The sequence below is a fragment of the Methylobacterium sp. C1 genome (genome assembly GCF_001854385.1).
GTDB classification, from domain to species: domain Bacteria; phylum Pseudomonadota; class Alphaproteobacteria; order Rhizobiales; family Beijerinckiaceae; genus Methylobacterium; species Methylobacterium radiotolerans.
This window is the reverse complement of the sequence record NZ_CP017640.1, coordinates 4,795,146-4,811,823: the sequence shown is the minus strand read 5'-3', so window position 1 is coordinate 4,811,823 and position 16,678 is coordinate 4,795,146. Positions and strand designations below refer to the sequence as shown.

13 protein-coding genes are annotated in these 16,678 nt (G+C 72.4%); 6 read left to right on the top strand and 7 right to left on the bottom strand.

From position 1 onward, the window contains the following. The first annotated feature begins 55 nt into the window (after positions 1-55). The 4 genes from BKE41_RS22300 (at position 56) to BKE41_RS22285 (ending at position 7,325) form a co-directional block, all read left to right on the top strand. Entirely contained in the window at positions 56-3,286 is a 3,231-nt protein-coding gene (locus tag BKE41_RS22300; RefSeq protein ID WP_071000124.1) for a PAS domain-containing protein, read from the top strand. Positions 3,287-3,417: 131 nt separating this feature from the next. Then, a complete protein-coding gene (locus BKE41_RS22295) occupies positions 3,418-4,023 on the top strand; it encodes a heme-binding protein (RefSeq protein ID WP_071000123.1) in 606 nt (201 codons plus the stop codon). 255 nt (positions 4,024-4,278) lie between these two features. Beyond that, positions 4,279-6,885, top strand: coding sequence for a TonB-dependent receptor (locus BKE41_RS22290; protein ID WP_071000122.1), 2,607 nt, complete (start codon positions 4,279-4,281; stop codon positions 6,883-6,885). A gap of 209 nt (positions 6,886-7,094) precedes the next feature. Then, positions 7,095-7,325 carry a hypothetical protein gene (locus tag BKE41_RS22285; RefSeq protein WP_024828882.1) on the top strand — a complete coding sequence of 77 codons (231 nt, stop codon included), beginning with the start codon at positions 7,095-7,097 and terminating at the stop codon, positions 7,323-7,325. A gap of 32 nt (positions 7,326-7,357) precedes the next feature. Here BKE41_RS22285 and paoC read toward each other — a convergent pair whose 3' ends face one another. The 6 genes from paoC to BKE41_RS22255 form a co-directional block, all read right to left on the bottom strand. Then, a complete protein-coding gene (gene paoC / locus BKE41_RS22280) occupies positions 7,358-9,577 on the bottom strand; it encodes an aldehyde oxidoreductase molybdenum-binding subunit PaoC (protein ID WP_012321184.1) in 2,220 nt (739 codons plus the stop codon). A gap of 3 nt (positions 9,578-9,580) precedes the next feature. Continuing rightward, positions 9,581-10,531, bottom strand: coding sequence for a xanthine dehydrogenase family protein subunit M (locus BKE41_RS22275; protein ID WP_012321183.1), 951 nt, complete (start codon positions 10,529-10,531; stop codon positions 9,581-9,583). Continuing rightward, positions 10,528-11,103: an aldehyde dehydrogenase iron-sulfur subunit PaoA gene (paoA, locus tag BKE41_RS22270; RefSeq protein ID WP_012321182.1), complete on the bottom strand. Its 576-nt coding sequence runs from the start codon at positions 11,101-11,103 to the stop codon at positions 10,528-10,530. The genes BKE41_RS22275 and paoA overlap by 4 nt, the downstream gene beginning before the upstream one ends. A 268-nt stretch (positions 11,104-11,371) precedes the next feature. Then, positions 11,372-11,569 carry a hypothetical protein gene (locus BKE41_RS22265; RefSeq protein ID WP_012321181.1) on the bottom strand — a complete coding sequence of 66 codons (198 nt, stop codon included), beginning with the start codon at positions 11,567-11,569 and terminating at the stop codon, positions 11,372-11,374. A 141-nt stretch (positions 11,570-11,710) separates the two neighbouring features. After that, the gene (locus tag BKE41_RS32495) at positions 11,711-14,179 is read right to left on the bottom strand and encodes an EAL domain-containing protein (RefSeq protein ID WP_053622615.1); all 2,469 of its coding nucleotides are present in this window, start codon (positions 14,177-14,179) and stop codon (positions 11,711-11,713) included. A gap of 139 nt (positions 14,180-14,318) precedes the next feature. Further along, entirely contained in the window at positions 14,319-14,786 is a 468-nt protein-coding gene (locus BKE41_RS22255; protein WP_024828885.1) for an NUDIX hydrolase, read from the bottom strand. Between the two features lie 245 nt (positions 14,787-15,031). Here BKE41_RS22255 and BKE41_RS22250 point away from each other — a divergent pair, with 245 nt between their 5' ends. Beyond that, complete coding sequence (locus BKE41_RS22250) at positions 15,032-15,505, top strand: CYTH domain-containing protein (RefSeq protein ID WP_071000121.1); 474 nt, start codon at positions 15,032-15,034, stop codon at positions 15,503-15,505. A 64-nt stretch (positions 15,506-15,569) separates the two neighbouring features. Then, positions 15,570-15,818 (top strand): hypothetical protein, encoded by a 249-nt coding sequence (locus BKE41_RS22245; protein ID WP_012321177.1) that lies wholly within the window; start codon positions 15,570-15,572, stop codon positions 15,816-15,818. 42 nt (positions 15,819-15,860) lie between these two features. On the opposite strand, the gene BKE41_RS22240 is transcribed toward BKE41_RS22245, so the two are convergent. Next, positions 15,861-16,457 (bottom strand): hypothetical protein, encoded by a 597-nt coding sequence (locus BKE41_RS22240; protein WP_012321176.1) that lies wholly within the window; start codon positions 16,455-16,457, stop codon positions 15,861-15,863. Positions 16,458-16,678: the final 221 nt, after the last annotated feature.

Sequence of the window (16,678 nt, the reverse complement as noted above, 5' to 3'; positions counted from 1 at the left end):
CCGGAACGGTGGCGCCAGGCGGAGCGCTGCCCATCGCGGAGCCTGTCCCTGTCCCATGTCCGAGACCGTCAGGACCGCGGATCTGCCCTTCCTCGCGGAGGGCGGCGCGATGGGCGCGCGGGTGCGCGCCCACGACTGGTCCGGCTCGCCGCTCGGGCGGCCGGAGCGCTGGGCGCCGTGCCTGCGGGCGACGCTGAGCCTGATCCTGGGCTCGCGCTTCCCGATGTTCGTGGCGTTCGGGCCCGACCTCGTCTTCCTCTACAACGACGCCTACGCGGAGATCCTGGGCGACAAGCATCCCGCGGCGCTCGGCGCGCGCTTCCGCGACGTCTGGCCGGAGATCTGGCCCGAGATCGGGCCCCTGATCGACCGGGCGCTCGCCGGCGCGGCGACCTGGTCCGAGAACATGCCCCTGACCATGAACCGGCACGGCTACGACGAGCCGACCTGGTTCACCTTCTCGTACGCGCCGGTGCGCGACGAGGCCGGCCGGGTCGCCGGCCTGTACTGCGCCTGCACGGAGACGACCGGCCGCGTCCTGGCCGAGGCGCGGCTGCGGGAGACGGAGGCGCGGATCCGCGCGCTCGCCGACCACCTCCCGGGCGGCTACGTCTACCAGCTCGCCATGGCCCCCGACGGCGCGGACCGGCGCTTCCTCTACGTGTCGCAGGGGTTCGAGCGCATGACCGGCGTGGCGGCCGAGGCGGTCCTCGCCGACCCGGCCGTCGCCTACGACCTGATCCTGCCGGAGTACCGCGCCGGCCTCGCCGAGGCCGAGGCCGGCGCGATCCGCGACCTCGCGCATTTCGACGTCGAGGCGCCGATGCGCCGGCCGGACGGCACCCGCGTCTGGACGCGCATCATCTCGGCGCCCCGCCGCGTCGGCGACGGCCTGGTCTGGGACGGGCTGCACCTCGACGACACGGTGCGCCACCGGACCGAGGAGCAGCTGCGGGAGAGCGAGCGGCGCCTGCGGCTCGCGACCGAGTCGGCCGAGATCGGCCTCTGGGACGTCGACGTCGTCGCCGACACCCTGTTCTGGCCGGCGCGGGTCAAGGCGATGTTCGGGATCTCGGCCGACGTGCCGGTCACGATGGCCGATTACTACGCCGGCCTGCATCCCGAGGACCGGGAGGCCACGAGCGCGGCCTTCGCCTCCGCCCTCGATCCCGACCGGCGCGCCCTCTACGACGTCGAGTACCGCACCGTCGGCAAGGAGGACGGCGTCGTGCGCTGGGTCGCCGCCAAGGGGCGCGGGATCTTCGAGGGCGGGCGCTGCGTGCGGGTGATCGGTACGGCGATCGACGTCACCGCCCGCAAGCAGGCCGAGGAGGCCCTGCGCGCCAGTGAGGCGCAGTTCCGCGTCCTGTCGCAGGTGCTGCCGAACTTCGTCTGGGCGACCGACGCCGGCGGGGCGGCGGACTGGTTCAACGAGCGCGTCTACGCCTACGCGGGCCGGGAGCCCGGCACCCTCGACGGGGCGGGCTGGCGGGGGATCATCCACCCCGACGACCGGGACCGGGTCGACGAGGAATGGCGGGCGGCCGTCCGGTCGCGGGCCGACTACCAGTCCGAGTACCGCCTGCGCCGCGCCGACGGCGCCTATCGCTGGTTCCTGGCCCGGGCGCAGCCGGTCCGGGCGGCCGACGGCGCGGTCACCCGCTGGGTCGGCACCAGCACCGACATCGACGACCAGAAGCGGCTCATGGCCGAGCTCGTGCGCTTCAACGTGACCCTCGAGCAGCGCGTGGCCGAGCGCACCGCCGAGCACGACCGGGTCTGGCGCAACTCGCGCGACCTCCTGGTCGTGGTCGGGGCCGACGGCATCTTCCGCGCGGTCAACCCGGCCTGGCAGACGATCCTGGGGCACGAGCCGGCCGAGGTGGTGGGCCGCAGCTTCCTGGACTTCGTCTGGCCGGAGGATGCGGGCCCGACCCGGGAGGCCCTCGACGCCGCCGCGGCCGTGCGCGACCTGACCGATTTCGAGAACCGCTACCGGCACAAGGACGGCACCCCGCGGCTGATCTCGTGGCGCACCTCCGTCGAGGGCGCGCACGTCTACGCCTACGGCCGCGACGTCACCGCCGAGAAGGCCCAGGCCGAGGCGCTCCGGCACGCCGAGGAGGCCCTGCGGCAGTCGCAGAAGCTGGAGGCGGTGGGGCAGCTCACCGGCGGCGTCGCCCACGACTTCAACAACCTTCTGACGATCATCCGCTCGTCGGTGGACTTCCTGCGCCGTCCCGATCTGGCGGAGGAGCGCCGGTCCCGCTACCTCAACGCCGTCTCGGAGACGGTGGACCGGGCGGCCAAGCTCACCGGCCAGCTCCTCGCCTTCGCGCGGCGGCAGGCGCTGAAGCCCGAGATCCTCGACGTCGGCGCGCGGCTGCGCAGCGTGGCCGACCTGCTCGACACGGTCACGGGCGCCCGCATCGCGGTCGTGACCGAGCTGCCGGACCAGCCCTGCTTCATCCGGGTCGACCTCAGCCAGTTCGAGACCGCGCTGGTCAACATGGCGGTGAACGCCCGGGACGCCATGGACGGCGCCGGCACGCTGACCCTGCGCCTGCATTGCGGCGCGGCGCTGCCGCCGATCCGCGGCCATGCCGGCGCCCCCGGCCCGTTCGCGGCGATCGCCCTCACCGACACCGGCACCGGCATCGCGCCGGACGTCCTGACGCGGGTGTTCGAGCCGTTCTTCACCACCAAGGAGGTCGGGAAGGGCACGGGCCTCGGCCTGTCCCAGGTCTTCGGCTTCGCCAAGCAGTCCGGCGGCGACGTCGCGGTCGAGAGCGCGCCCGGCCGCGGCGCCACCTTCACGCTCTACCTGCCGCAGGTCGAGCCCGAGGCGTCCTGCGCGGCCGCCGCCGCGGAGGCGGCCGCGCTCGATCCCGGCGGCGCGGGGCAGCGCGTGCTGGTGGTGGAGGACAACATCGAGGTCGGCCGCTTCGCCACGCAGATCCTGGAGGATCTCGGCTACGCGACGACCTGGGCGGCCAATGCCGAGGAGGCGCTGGATCAGCTCGGGGCCGACGGCGCGGCCTTCGACGTCGTGTTCTCCGACGTGGTCATGCCCGGGATGGGCGGGATCGCGCTGGCCCGGCTCCTCCGGCGGCGGATGCCGCACCTGCCGGTGGTGCTGGCCTCCGGCTACAGCCACGTCCTCGCCCAGGAGGGGATCCGCGACTTCGAGCTGCTGCCCAAGCCCTACTCCGCCGACCAGGTCTCGCGCGTGCTGCGCAAGGTCGTCGGCGCGCGGCGGAGGCGGCCGAGGGGCGGGCAGCCCTGATGAGGCTGGGCGCTGCCGGGACAAGCGGAGACCTGACGCCGCAGCCGGGCGGCGACGGGCGGTCCCGGCGCCATGTTCCCGCGGGAGGTTCCGCGCGCGGGGGAGACGCCGCGCCCGCCCCCGGAGGTCCCATGGACAGGGTCATGTACGCGCTCGTCACCCTGGCGGAGGCGGTGCTCGGGATCTTCGGCGTGCGGGCGCTCTACGAGCAGCCCGCCTACACGGTCGTCGCGCGCCTCGACCGCGGGGTCGAGATCCGGTCCTACGCGCCGCGCCTCGCGGTCGAGACCGACGCGCGCGGCCAGGGCGACGGCGACGCCTTCGGGCGGCTGTTCCGCTACATCACCGGCGCGAACCGGGCGGGCGACCGCATCGCCATGACGGCGCCGGTGGAGAGCGGCGGCCGGCGCCTCGCCGCGACGGTCCCGGTGGAGCAGGACGGCACCGGCACGATGCGGTTCTTCCTGCCGCGCGCGGTGGCGGCGGCCGGGGCGCCGGCGCCGACCGGGCCGGGGGTCCGGCTGGTCGAGCTCCCGGCCGAGCGGATCGCGGCCCTGCGCTTCTCCGGCCGCCTCACCCCGGAGGCGCGGGCCGCGCAGGCGGCCATCCTCGCCGCGGTCCTGGCGGCGGCCGGCCGCGCCCCGGCCGGCGCGCCGTTCGTCATGGGGTACGACCCGCCCTTCGCGATCCCGTTCCTGCGCCGGAACGAGGTCGCCGTCCGCCTGCCGCCGCCGTGAGCCCGGGTCCGATCCTGTCGGCCGGTCTCATTGCGCAATCGTCCCGGTTAGTCCTTCACAATAGTCCCGAAGACTTGCGCCAATCTTCGTCTCTTGTTGTCTTTGTGCAACAGACCGCACCATTCACGCATTCAGGTCGTCCCCGACAGGGATTAAACAGAATGTGAATTGAGGTCCGGACCCGACCCGAGATCAGTGAGGCTCTCGCAGCCGACGAGAAGCGGCGCGTGCCTTGAATCCAGGTTGGGGGAAGATATGCGTGCCCTACGAGGCAGCTTGATCGCGTCCGCGGCGCTGTTGCCCGGTGTCGCGCAGGCTCAACAAGCCGTCACCCTCGGTGAGATCAGCGTCGTCTCGACTTCGCCGGTGGGTGCGGGTGGCGGCACGTCCAGCGGCGCCGAGAATCTCAATACCGTCGCCCAGGCCGCGCCGACCTTGCCGGTCCCGGCCGGCGGGGTGCGCCTGCGCGGCTCCGAGCAGCCGCTCAACAAGATCCCCAGCACCGTCGAGACCGTGACGGCGCGGCAGATCGAGGTCGATCAGGGCACCGACAACGTGATCGCCACGCTGGCGCGGCGGACGCCCGGGGTGAACCTCAACGACTCGCAGGGCAACGCGAACCGGGTCGACCTCAGCTACCGCGGCTTCACGGCCTCGTCGGTCCAGGGCGTGCCGCAGGGGCTGGCCGTCTACCAGAACGGCGTGCGCATCAACGAGGCCTTCGGCGACATCGTCAATTTCGACCTCATCCCCCCGCAGGCGATCCAGCGCATCGACGTCGTCACCGGCAACCCGGTCTTCGGCCTCAACGCCATCGGCGGCGCGGTCAACATCCAGATGAAGAACGGCTTCACCTGGCAGGGCACCGAGATCTCGGCCTGGGGCGGCTCGGACGCGCGCACCGCCGGCTACCTGGAGTACGGCAAGATCTCCGGTCCCTGGAGCTTCTACTTCACCGGCGACGGCCTGAACGACCGCGGCTGGCGCTACCAGAACCCGAGCACGATCGGCCGCCTCTACGCGGATCTCGGCTACCGCTCGCAGGATTCGGAATTCCACCTGATCGGGCTCGCCGCCCGCAGCTTCTACGGCGCCGCCGCCGCCACGCCGGTGGACTTCACCCATCTCGACCCGCGGGCGATCTTCACCTACCCGCAGACCCAGACGACGCAGGTCGGAACGCTCCAGCTGACCGGCCGGGTCGACATCTCACCGACCTGGGACCTCGCCGGCAACGCCTATTACCGGCGCTTCAGCGAGTTCTACGTCGACGGCAACCAGGGCAACTTCGAGAACTGCAGCAGCCGCAGCAGCTTCCGGGGCTCGCTCTGCTACCAGGACGACGCGTTCAACGTGAACGCGCCGCCCACCAGCCAGGTGGCGGCCCGCCGCGCCTACGCCAACCAGTTCGCGATCCTCGGCCTGAACAACCAGACGATCCCGTTCCTGCGGAACATCCCGTACGGCACGATCGACACGACCCTCACCGAGGCCGAATCCTACGGCGGCTCGCTCCAGGCCGCCAACCGCGACCGGATCTTCGGCCTGAACAACGCCTTCGTGGTCGGCGGCAGCGTCGACGCCTCCACCTTCGCGTTCAAATCGTCCAGCCAGCTGGGCGTCATCAACCCGAACCTGTCGATCACCGTCGACCCGAACAACCCGTACTACGGCACGATCCCGGGCCTCGGCACGCCGGACATCCGCACCCTCGGGGCGATCGGCCTCGCGCCGAGCAACGTCAGCGGCTCGACCCTGTATCTCGGCCTCTACGCCACCGACACACTGGACGTGACCGACCGGCTGTCGCTGACCGGCGGCTTCCGGCTCAACTACGCGCGCATCCAGACCCGGGACCAGACCGGCTTCGCGCCGGACGTGACCGGCGCCCACGAGTACACCAAGGTCAACCCGCTCGCGGGCCTGACCTACCAGTTCGACCCGGCGCTCAACCTCTACGGCGGCTACTCGGAATCGAACCGCGCCCCGACCCCGCTGGAGCTGTCCTGCTCCAGCCCGACCCAGCCGTGCCTGCTGCCGAACTCGCTCGTGGCCGATCCGCCGCTCAAGCAGGTCACCGGCCGGACCTACGAGGCCGGTTTCCGCGGCGTGATCCCGGCCTTCCTGTCGGGCGGCGCCCTCACCTACAAGGCCGGCGTCTACCGCACCGACCTGTCCAACGACCTCTACCAGGTCGCCGTCGCCGGCAACGCCGCCCGCGCCTACTACATCAACGTGCCCGCGACCCGGCGCCAGGGCATCGAGGTCAGCGCCGAGTACGCGGTCACGCCCGACCTGCTGATCTACGCCAACTACGCCCTGGTCGACGCGACCTTCCAGTTCAACGCGACCCTCTCGTCGCCCAACAACCCGCTGGCGAGCACCGGCGCGGCCGGCGGCGCCGCGGGCGGCGACGTGATCCCGAACGGCGGCATCCGCGTCCGGCCGGGCGACAAGATCCCGCTGATCCCCGACCACCAGATCAAGGCGGGCTTCGAGTACAGCATCACCCCGAACTGGCGCTTCGGCCTCAACGTCTCGGCCTTCTCGTCGTCCTACTACCGGGGCGACGAGTCGAACCTCAACCGCAAGCTGCCGGCCTACTACGTGATGAACCTGACGACGAAGTATCAGGTCAGCAAGAACCTAGAGATCTTCGGGCTGATCACCAACCTGACCAACAACCGCTACGCCACGTTCGGCACCTTCGCGGAGACGGGCGCGGTCGCCGGCAACCTGTCGATCAACGACCCGCGGACCACGACCCTGGCGCAGCCGCTCTCGATCTACGCCGGCCTGACCTACCGGTTCGGGGCGGATCCGGTCCCGATGGCGCCGGAGCCGATCATCCGGAAGTACTGAGCCCGTCCGAGGGGGGAACGACGGAGCGAGGGGCTGCGGGATCCGCGGCCCCTCTTCCGTTTGAGGCATCGCGTCTTCGCGCCCGGACGATGAGCCCGGACTTTCAAACCCAGATGAGTGCGGCGGCCGACCCGATCTGTATCCCTGATCGGCCATCGGCGAGGCTTGCGGGCGCTCCCGTCCCGGTCATTCCGATCCCGGAGACACCCATGCCGCGCTACTTCATCGACACCGTCGACCACGTCGCCGTCCGGGACGACGAGGGCACGGTCCTCCCGGACCGGGCCGCCCTGCGGGACCTGCTGCGCCGGACCCTGACGGCGCTCCTGCACGACGAGGGCGAGGAGACCGGGGTGAACGACTTCACCGCCCGCGCCTACGACGAGGACGGTCGCCTCGTGATGCGGGCCCGGGCCAGCTTCCACGTCGTGGACCCGTAGGGGACGCCCGGCAGGACGTCCCCGCGCCCCGGTCAGGCCGCGTCCGGCATGCGGTCGAGGAGCTTGTCGAGGGTGATCGGGTAGTCGCGCACGCGGATGCCGGTGGCGTTGTAGATCGCGTTCGCGACCGCGGCGCCGACCCCCGAGATGCCGAGCTCACCCACGCCCTTGGCCTTCATGGGTGAGGACATCGGGTCGACCTCGTCGAGGAAGATCACCTCCTGGTGCGGGATGTCGGCGTGGACCGGCACCTCGTAGCCGGCGAGGTCGTGGTTGGCGAAGAAGCCGCGCTTGGTGTCGACGGCGAGCTCCTCCATCAGGGCCGCGCCGGTGCCCATGACCATCCCGCCGATCACCTGGCTGCGGGCGGATTTGGGGTTGAGGATGCGCCCCGCCGCGCAGACCGCCAGCATCCGCCGCACCCGGACCTCGGCGGTGTCGGCATCCACCGCGACCTCGACGAAGTGGGCCCCGAAGGTCGAGACCTGCTGCGTCTTCGAGAACTTGCCGAACTCGATCGCGTCCTCGGCCACCAGTTCGCCGTCGGCGGCGGCCTGGGCCAGCGGGATGGCGCGGTTGCCGGCGCGGACCTCGCCGTCCTCGAACACCGCGTCGGTGGCATTGAAGCCGAGCTTCTGCGCGACGGCCTCCCGCAGTTTCACGCAGGCCGCGTAGACGCCCGCGGTCGACGAATTGGCGCCGAACTGGCCGCCCGAGCCCGACGAGACCGGGAAGTCCGAGTCGCCGAGCCGCGCCACGACCCGGTCGAGGGGCACGCCCATCATCTCGGCGGCGGTCTGCGCGATGATCGTGTAGCTGCCGGTGCCGATATCGGTCATGTCGGTCTCGACCGTGACCGTGCCGTCGGCCGAGAGCCGCACCCGGGCGCCCGACTTCAGCACCATGTTGTCGCGGAAGGCCGCCGCCATGCCGTGCCCGACGAGCCACTGCCCCTCCCGGACCTGGCCGGGCTTCGGGTTGCGCCTGGCCCAGCCGAACCGCTCGGCGCCGAGCTTGAGGCAGCCGACGAGGTCGCGGTGTGAGAAGCGCAGGTCCGGCTGGGTCGGGACGACCTGCGTGTCGTTGCGGATGCGGAACTCCACCGGGTCGAGGCCGAGCTTCTCCGCCATCTCGTCCATGGCGACCTCGAGCACCGCCAGCCCCGGGGCCTCGCCCGGCGCCCGCATGGCGTTGCCCTCGGGCAGGTCGAGACGGGCGAGCTTCATGGCGGTCAGGCGGTTCGCCCCCGCGTAGAGGTACTTGGTCTGGTTCACCGCCGTCTCGGGGTCGCCGTCCGGCAGGTTGCCCGACGTGCTCTCGTGCGCGATCGCCGTGATGGTGCCGTCCTGGGTCGCGCCGATCCGCACCCGCTGGATCGTGGCCGGCCGGTGCGTGGTGTTGTTGGCGATGAGCGGGCGCGTCAGCGCCACCTTCACGGGCCGCCCTGCCGCCTTCGCGGCGAGCGCCGCCAGCACCGCGTCGGCGCGCACGAACAGCTTGCCGCCGAAGCCGCCGCCGACGTAGGGCGCGTCGAGCCGGACCTTGTCCTTCGGCAGGCCGAGCATCTTGGCGAGGCTGCCGTGGCCCCAGCCGATCATCTGGTTGGCGGTCCAGAGCGTGACCCGGTCGCCGTCCCAGGCCGCCGTCGTGGCGTGCGGCTCCATCATGGCGTGGCTCTCGTCGGACGTCGTGTAGGTCGCGTCGAGCGTCACGGGCGCCTGCGCGAAGGCGCCCTCGAAATCGCCGACCCGCTCCTCGCCGTCGCCGCCGCTGCCCTCGCCGCTGTCGGCCGGGACCGGCTCGGCGGTCTTCGCCGCGGCGGCGAGGTCGAACGCACCAGCCTCGGGGGCGTAATCGACCGTCACCAGGAAGGCGGCCGCGCGGGCCTGCTCGAAGGTCTCGGCCACCACCACGGCGATCGCCTGGTGGTAGTGCTGGATCACGTCGCCGCCGAACAGGTAGGCGACGTTCATCACGCCGCGCTCGATCCGCGGCGTGTCGAGGGTGGTGACGACGGCGACGACGCCGGGCGCCTGCCGGGCCGAGGCCGTGTCGATGCTGCGCACCCGGCCCTTGGCGATGGCGGAGCCCAGCACGTAGCCGTAGGCGGCGTCGGGGGCCGCGTCGTGGCGCTCGTACGCGTAGGGCGCGGTGCCGGTGGTCTTGTACTTGCCGTCGATGCGGTCGGTGGGCCGGCCGACGACCTTGAGGCGGTCGATCGGGTTCGGGCCCGCGGCGGTGTCGAACTTCATGGCTCAGGCCCTCGCTTGGTTGAGCGCGGCGCCGAGGGTCCGCTCGGCGAGCTTCAGCTTGTAGGCGTTCTCGTGGGTGGGCGCGGCGTCGGCGAAGACCCGGTCGGTCACGGCCCGGGCGCCCTTCGGGAGATCGGCCTCGGCCGCCTCGACCCGCCAGGGCTTGTGGGCGACGCCCCCGAAGGCGACGTGGCCCGTGCCGTCCTTGCCCAGGATCGCCGCCACCGAGACCAGCGCGTAGGCGTAGGAGGCGCGGTCGCGGACCTTTCGGTAGATGTGCGTGCCGGCGACCGGCTTCGGCAGCGTCACGGCGGTGATCAGCTCGCCGGGCCCGAGGTTCGTGTCGCGCTGCGGTTCGTCGCCAGGCAGGCGGTGGAACTCGGCGATCGGGATCTTGCGCGCGGCGCCCCCGGCGTCGATCGTCTCCACGGTGGCGTCGAGGACGCGCATGGCCACCGCCATGTCGCCCGGATGCGTGGCGATGCAGGCCTCGCTGGCGCCGATCACCGCGAGTTGCCGGCTCACACCGTCGAGCGCCGAACAGCCGGAGCCCGGCTGGCGCTTATTGCAGGGCTGCGCGGTGTCGTAGAAGTACGGGCAGCGGGTCCGCTGCAGCAGGTTGCCGGCGGTGGTCGCCTTGTTGCGCAACTGTCCCGAGGCGCCGGCGAGCAGCGCGCGGGCGAGGACCCCGTAATCCTTGCGCACCCGCGGATGGGCCGCGAGGTCGGTGTTGCGCACCAGGGCGCCGATGCGCAGGCCGCCCTCTTCGGTCGGCTCGACCGCGTCGAGGCCGAGCCCGTTCACGTCGACGAGGTGGCGCGGCGTCTCGATCTGCAGCTTCATCAGGTCGAGCAGGTTGGTGCCGCCGGCGATGAATTTGGCGCCGGGCGTGGCGGCGACGGCGGCGGCCGCCTCGGCGGGCGTGCCCGGGCGCTCGTACGTGAAGGACTTCATGCGCGGCTCCCGGCGACTTCGGTGATCGCCTCGACGATGTTGGAATAGGCGCCGCAGCGGCAGAGGTTGCCGCTCATCCGCTCGCGGATCTCCGTCTCGGTCACCTGCGGGGCGGCGCCGAGATCCGCCGTGACGTGGCTCGGGATGCCGGCCCTGATCTCCTCCAAGACCGCGACGCCCGAGCAGATCTGGCCCGGCGTGCAGTAGCCGCACTGGTAGCCGTCGTGCTTGACGAAGGCCGCCTGCATCGGGTGCAGGTGGTCCGGCTGCCCGAGGCCCTCGACGGTCACGATCTCGGCGCCCTGGTGCATGATCGCCAGCGTCAGGCAGGCATTGATGCGCCGCCCGTCGACGATCATCGTGCAGGCGCCGCACTGGCCGTGATCGCAGCCCTTCTTGGACCCGGTGAGGTGCAGGTGCTCGCGCGCGGCGTCGAGCAGGCTGGTGCGGGTGTCGAGTTCGAGCGTGCGCCGCTCGCCGTTCACCGTGAACGTGACGGTGGCGAGGACCGGTGCGTCGGTCCGCGCAGGTCTGGCGCCCGGGTCCTGGGGCGCGGCTTCAACTCCCAGCATCAAGTCTCTCCGGTTCAGATTACAGAGGCGCGGACGGGATCCCGGTTTCCGGGCCCGGTGCCGACGGGCACCCCGCTCCGGCGGGACACCCGGCGGGCTCGTCCGGGACACACCAGCACCCTGGATTGGCTCCAAGGTAGAGCCCGCGCCGGCGATCGTCAGGGGGGCCGCGCGGCCGGGGCACGAATAAGGGGGCAGGCCGCGCCGGGGCGCCCAAACGAAAGGGCCGACCCGAAGGCCGGCCCCGATCGTCGCGCTGAGGCCCGGCCTACTCGGCCGCGGTCATCTCGGCGGTGTAGTGGCCGCACCAGTCCTGGGCGGCGACCACCGGCCACAGGCCCTTCGACTCGGGCGCGGGCTGGCTGACCGGCGGGTTGAAGCGGCACAGGCCGGCATCGTTCTGCGCGACGGCGCCGTTGCCCTTGTGCTCGTCGAAGAACCGGCAGGTCTCGCACTTGGCGTTCATGGTCAGGCTCCTGTGAGGCCGGCGGCCCGGGGGCCGTCCCGGCGAGGGACGAGAGCTTGGACCTTAGAAGTGATCCAATCTGCGGGGCCAACGTCGGAGGGTTCCGGCGGGTTCCCGGCCGCGGCGGCGGGGCGCTCCCGCTCAGCCGGCGGCCGCGAAGGCCGGCTCGGCCGGGGCGGTGGCCCCGGAGGCCCCGGAGGCCCCGGCGGGACCGCCGACCGCGGCGGCGTAATCGGTGATCGGGCGCGGCCTGCCGAACAGGTAGCCCTGCATCTCGCCGCAGGCCTCCTCGGTCAGGAACTTCATCTGCGCGTGGGTCTCGACGCCCTCCGCGACGACGCCCATGCCGAGGCTGCGGCCGAGGCTGAGCACGGCCCGCACGATCACGGCGGCCTGCGGCCCGGTCCCGAGCTGCGCCACGAAGGAGCGGTCGATCTTGAGCTTGTCGAACGGGAAGGCCTGGAGGGTCGCGAGCGACGCGTAGCCGGTCCCGAAATCGTCCATGCTGATCCGGATGCCGTAGCTCTTCAGGCGGCGGAGGATGCCCACGGCCCGCGCCATGTCGTTGATGATGATGCTCTCGGTGACCTCCAGCTCCAGGCGGTCCGGCGACAGGCCGGTCTCCGCCAGGATCGCCAGGACGGTCTCGGGCAGGTCCGGCTTCTGGAACTGGCGGGGCGAGAGGTTGACGGCGACCTTCAGGGGCTGCGCCCACTGCGCCGCCTCGCGGCAGGCCTCGCGCAGCACCCAGTCGCCGAGCGCCACGATCAGGCCGGTCTCCTCGGCGAGGGGCACGAACAGGTTCGGCGAGACGCTGCCGCGCACCGGGTGGGTCCAGCGCAGCAGCGCCTCGAACCCGACGAGCGCCCCCGTGTGGCCGTCGACCTGCGGCTGGTAGTGCAGGCCCAGGGTGTTGTCGTCGAGGGCCTGGCGCAGGTCGCGCTCGAGCACCCGCCGCTCCTCGGCCTCCTCGTCCATGGCGGGGGTGAAGATCCGGTACGTGCCGCGGCCCTCGGCCTTGGCCCGGTAGAGGGCGAGGTCGGCGCGGCGGTACAGGGGCTCGGCGTCGGTCCCGTGCTCGGGCGCCAGCGCGATGCCGACGCTCAGGCCGACGCCGACGCGGTGCCCGCCCACGCTGAACGGGCTGTCGAACAGCGCGATGAGGCGCTCGGCCAGGGCGCCGGCCTCGGCCGCGCCGCCGGCGGAGAGCACGGCGAACTCGTCGCCCCCGAGCCGGGCCACGGCCCCGTCCCCGGCGATTCCCCGCAGGCCGGCCGCCACGCGCCGGAGGAGCTCGTCCCCGGCCTGGTGGCCGAGGCTGTCGTTCACGCTCTTGAAGCCGTCGAGGTCGAGGTACAGGACCGCGCAGGCGCCGCCGCGCTGGACGATGTCGGCGAGGCTGCGTTCGAGGGTCTCGTGGAACAGCGCCCGGTTCGGCAGGCCGGTGAGCACGTCGTGGCGGGCGAGGCGCGCCACCTCCGCCTCCGCGGCCTTCCGCTTGGTGATGTCGGTGAAGGTCCGCACGAAGCCGCCATCCGCCAGGGGCACGGTGCGGACCTCCAGCACGAGGCCGTTCGGCCGCGCCCGCTCGTGAACCTGCGTCTGCCCGGCCTCGCCGCGCTCGATCCAGGTCCGGATCGAGCGGTCCGGGCGCCGGCGCTCGCGGCGGCTCGCCTCGTGGCGCAGCACCGCCCGGTAGCTCGGCCGCGCCTGCATCATCGCCCGCGGCAGGTCGAGGAGCGCCAGTGCCCGCTCGTTGCACACCCGCACCACGCCGCCCGCGTCGACCATGATGAGGCCCTGGTCCATGCTGTCGAGGGTGGCGTCGAGCAGCAGGGTCTTCTCGCGCAGCATGCGGCCCTGCCGGGCCAGGGCGACGTTGATCCGGCGCAGATGGTCCAGCATCAGCGTCAGCGCCGCGAAGGCCAGGATCACCGCCATCATGCCGGCGATGCCGGCGGCCAGGACGCCGCGGGCGAGGCCGAGCTGCGGGACCGCCAGGGCCGGGTCCGGCACCACGCGGGCGGCCGCCATGGCCAGGAAGTGCAGGACCGCGATGGCGAGGGTCAGGACGGTCGCGGCCGCGAGCCGGGCCCGCGCGCCCGCGCGCCCGACATGGATGGCCATGCCGGCGGCCGCGAGCCCGCAGCCCGCCGCGATCGCCGTGGCGGCCAGGGCCGGGTCCCAGGTGAAGTGCCCCGGCAGCCGCACGCCGGCGATGCCGAGGAAGTGCATGCAGGCGATGCCGATCCCGAGCGCGAGCCCGGCCCCCGCCCCGGCCCAGCGCGACGGCATGGCCCGGGCGAACAGGAACGCCACGGTGGCGGCCGCGATCGCGACGATCAGCGAGAGCAGGGTCGTGCGCGGCTCGTAGCCCAGCACCACGCCGGGATCGTAGCCCAGCATGCCGATGAAGTGCGTGCTCCAGATCCCGGCCCCGATCGAGAAGCCCGACGCCAGGAGCCAGACCGGCCCGTACCCGTCGGCGCGGACCTGGACGCGCTGCTCGAGCTTGAGGGCGACCGCGCAGGAGATCCAGCACACGCAGGCGGCCAGGGCGACCACCCAACCGGTATGTTCCTCGGTCAGGCAAGCGAACGCGCGATACATCGAGGTGCCCCGCCCATCTTCGACGGCGGGAACCTTAACCTGCGGATACTAATCAGAAGTTGCATCGCGCCCGGGCGCCGATCGGCCTCGCGATGCTGGCCCGGCTCTCACGGGCGCCGCGACGGGCCGCCCGCGCCGGTCAGCCGCGCTCGCCGCGAATCTCGACCGGCCGCGTCGCGAAATCCGTCAGGAGTTCTTGGAGCTCGTCCTCGTGGACGAGGCGCGCCGCCTCCTCGGGCGGGAACCATCGCAGCGTGCGCTGGGCCTGTTCCGGCCAGCGCTCGTGCTGGGCCTCGACCCGAAGCGGGTAGACGCGCACCATGCAGGGGAAGGCGCGGCCGTGATCGAAGCGCTTCTGGTAGTGATACCGGCCGACCGGGTTGGCGGCGATCTGCCCCTCGAGCCCCGCCTCCTCGTAGGCCTCCCGCTCGGCGGCCTGATGGGCCTTGCGGCCAGCCATCGGCCAGCCCTTCGGGATGATCCAGCGCCCCGTGTCCCGCGAGGTGATCAGCAGAACCTCGATCCGTCCGTCCGCGCCGACGCGAAACGGCAGGGCCGCCACCTGCTTGAGCGGTTTGACCTGCGCCTTCCGGAGCAGCTTCTTCAAATTCGGCCGCTTGGATGCCGTCTTCAGCGGTGACCTCGGGGATGGAGGGGGGCGGGATTTCTGATGATGCTTGTGCAAGCGACGGACTCCTCACGCTTTTACATAAGTTTAACAGGATCGCATTGCAGCCCACGCGCATTGGCACCGAGCCATGCCTGTAACGCTGTGCTCATCCCCGCCTGCCGGCTTGTCTCGGGCCGGCTTGTCGGCGAAGGCTGACGCGGCAACCGTCCACGAGGCGCGGCATGGCTGTCGAGATCGAGCGCAAGTTCATCGCGAACCCGTCGGTTCTGGCGCTGTGCCGGGCGGGGACGCCCCTGGTTCAGGGCTATCTCTTCACCGACGCGGCCAACACAATCCGGATCCGCCGGGCCGGTGAGCGCGCGCTCATCACGTGGAAGAGCCCGCGCCGCGGCGCCAGCCGGGACGAGATCGAGTTCGCCATCGCGCCGGAGGACGGCGCGGCGCTCCTCGCTACGGTGCCGCCGGACCGGCGGCTCGAGAAGACCCGCTACCGGGTCGCGCATGCCGGGGCGATGTGGGACGTCGACGTGTTCGGCGGGGAACTCGCGGGCCTGATCCTGGCCGAGATCGAACTGGAGCGCGAGGACCAGCCGATGGTGCTCCCCCCGTGGGTCGAGCGCGAGGTCACCGACGACGCGCGCTACCGCAACTCGCGGCTGGCCGCCGGACCGATGCCGGAGCGGCAGGCAGCCTAGATCCGCGCCGCGTCCGGCGGGTCCGCCCGGTTGAACATCCGGGGACACCCGCCGTTCTAACGGGATGCCCCGGACCCTGATCACCTGGACGCAGGACGAGACTGCCGGCGTGCCGCTCCCGCGCTTCGTCGGCCGGGTCGGGGCGGTCGTCGTGGGGATCTGCGCCTACGACGGATCGAGCCGGTTCTGGACTTGGTGGAGCCCGCTGGCCGAGGACATCTGGGGCCACGGCCAGGACGCCGAGGGCGCCCGGCAGGGCTGCGAGGCCTGGCTGCGCGGATGGCTCGAGAACTTCAGGCCGTTCTTCACCTGACGATTCGGGCCGCGGCGGGCCGCGGCGGACGCGACCGGGCCGTCAGCGCATGAACTGCGGAAGGCGCCGCTTCCAGCGCTCGCCGAGCCGCAGCTCGTTCGTCCGCCGTCCTGCCGTCGACCGCGGCGACGGCCCCTGACCGGTCGCTTGGCCCGTCGCCTGGCCCGTCGCGGCCGGCGGGATGCCGGCGGGCGCCTCGTCCACGGGCGGAGCCGGCAGTGGGGCGGGCGGCGCGGCCGGGCGCGGCGGCGGTGCCGTCGGCCCCTGCGGGAGCGCGTCCCGCGCGGCCGCGCGCGGCCGTCCGCGCCGCGCCCGCGGCGCCGGGACGGTCTCGGCGGCGGGTTCCGTCACGGCATCGCCGGCGGCTTCGACGACCGGCTCGACCGGGACATCGAACATCGGCATGAGGCTCGGCAGGACGCGGCGCACCGGTGCGTCCGGCACCTTCCGCTCCGGGCGCGGCGCCGGCGCCGCCTGGGGGGCGGGCGCGGGCGCGGGCGGCTCGAGGGCAGCCTGCGCCAGTTCTGGCCACAGGATCTTGTCCGGGCGCGGTCGCGCCTCGGTGGCAGTCAGCGTTGTGCGGGCCGAACGAGTCTGCTTGACTTCGACCATGAACGGTCGCGCGCTGCGGCGCTTCATGTAAGATGATCCTCGGAAGCATTCGAGCCCGCACTTCGGCGGCACGAACACACCGAGGTTAAGCCTGATCTCGGCCGTTGTCCAGAAAGACGACGTCGTACTGGTCGAATTTCTCTTTAGTCGAGATCGGCCGCGGTCCTTTCCAGGCCTCGGGTCGTGAAACGGAAGTCGTGTACGCCCGAGCACCGCCCGGGCACGGGGTGATCTGTTGCGGGACGGGC

Coding starts and splice junctions, on each gene's coding strand:
- BKE41_RS22300 (WP_071000124.1), top strand. CDS start 56: ATGTCCGAGACCGTCAGGACCGCGGATCTGCCCTTCCTCGCGGAGGGC.
- BKE41_RS22295 (WP_071000123.1), top strand. CDS start 3,418: ATGGACAGGGTCATGTACGCGCTCGTCACCCTGGCGGAGGCGGTGCTC.
- BKE41_RS22290 (WP_071000122.1), top strand. CDS start 4,279: ATGCGTGCCCTACGAGGCAGCTTGATCGCGTCCGCGGCGCTGTTGCCC.
- BKE41_RS22285 (WP_024828882.1), top strand. CDS start 7,095: ATGCCGCGCTACTTCATCGACACCGTCGACCACGTCGCCGTCCGGGAC.
- paoC (WP_012321184.1), bottom strand. CDS start 9,577: ATGAAGTTCGACACCGCCGCGGGCCCGAACCCGATCGACCGCCTCAAG.
- BKE41_RS22275 (WP_012321183.1), bottom strand. CDS start 10,531: ATGAAGTCCTTCACGTACGAGCGCCCGGGCACGCCCGCCGAGGCGGCC.
- paoA (WP_012321182.1), bottom strand. CDS start 11,103: ATGCTGGGAGTTGAAGCCGCGCCCCAGGACCCGGGCGCCAGACCTGCG.
- BKE41_RS22265 (WP_012321181.1), bottom strand. CDS start 11,569: ATGAACGCCAAGTGCGAGACCTGCCGGTTCTTCGACGAGCACAAGGGC.
- BKE41_RS32495 (WP_053622615.1), bottom strand. CDS start 14,179: ATGTATCGCGCGTTCGCTTGCCTGACCGAGGAACATACCGGTTGGGTG.
- BKE41_RS22250 (WP_071000121.1), top strand. CDS start 15,032: ATGGCTGTCGAGATCGAGCGCAAGTTCATCGCGAACCCGTCGGTTCTG.
- BKE41_RS22245 (WP_012321177.1), top strand. CDS start 15,570: ATGCCCCGGACCCTGATCACCTGGACGCAGGACGAGACTGCCGGCGTG.
- BKE41_RS22240 (WP_012321176.1), bottom strand. CDS start 16,457: ATGAAGCGCCGCAGCGCGCGACCGTTCATGGTCGAAGTCAAGCAGACT.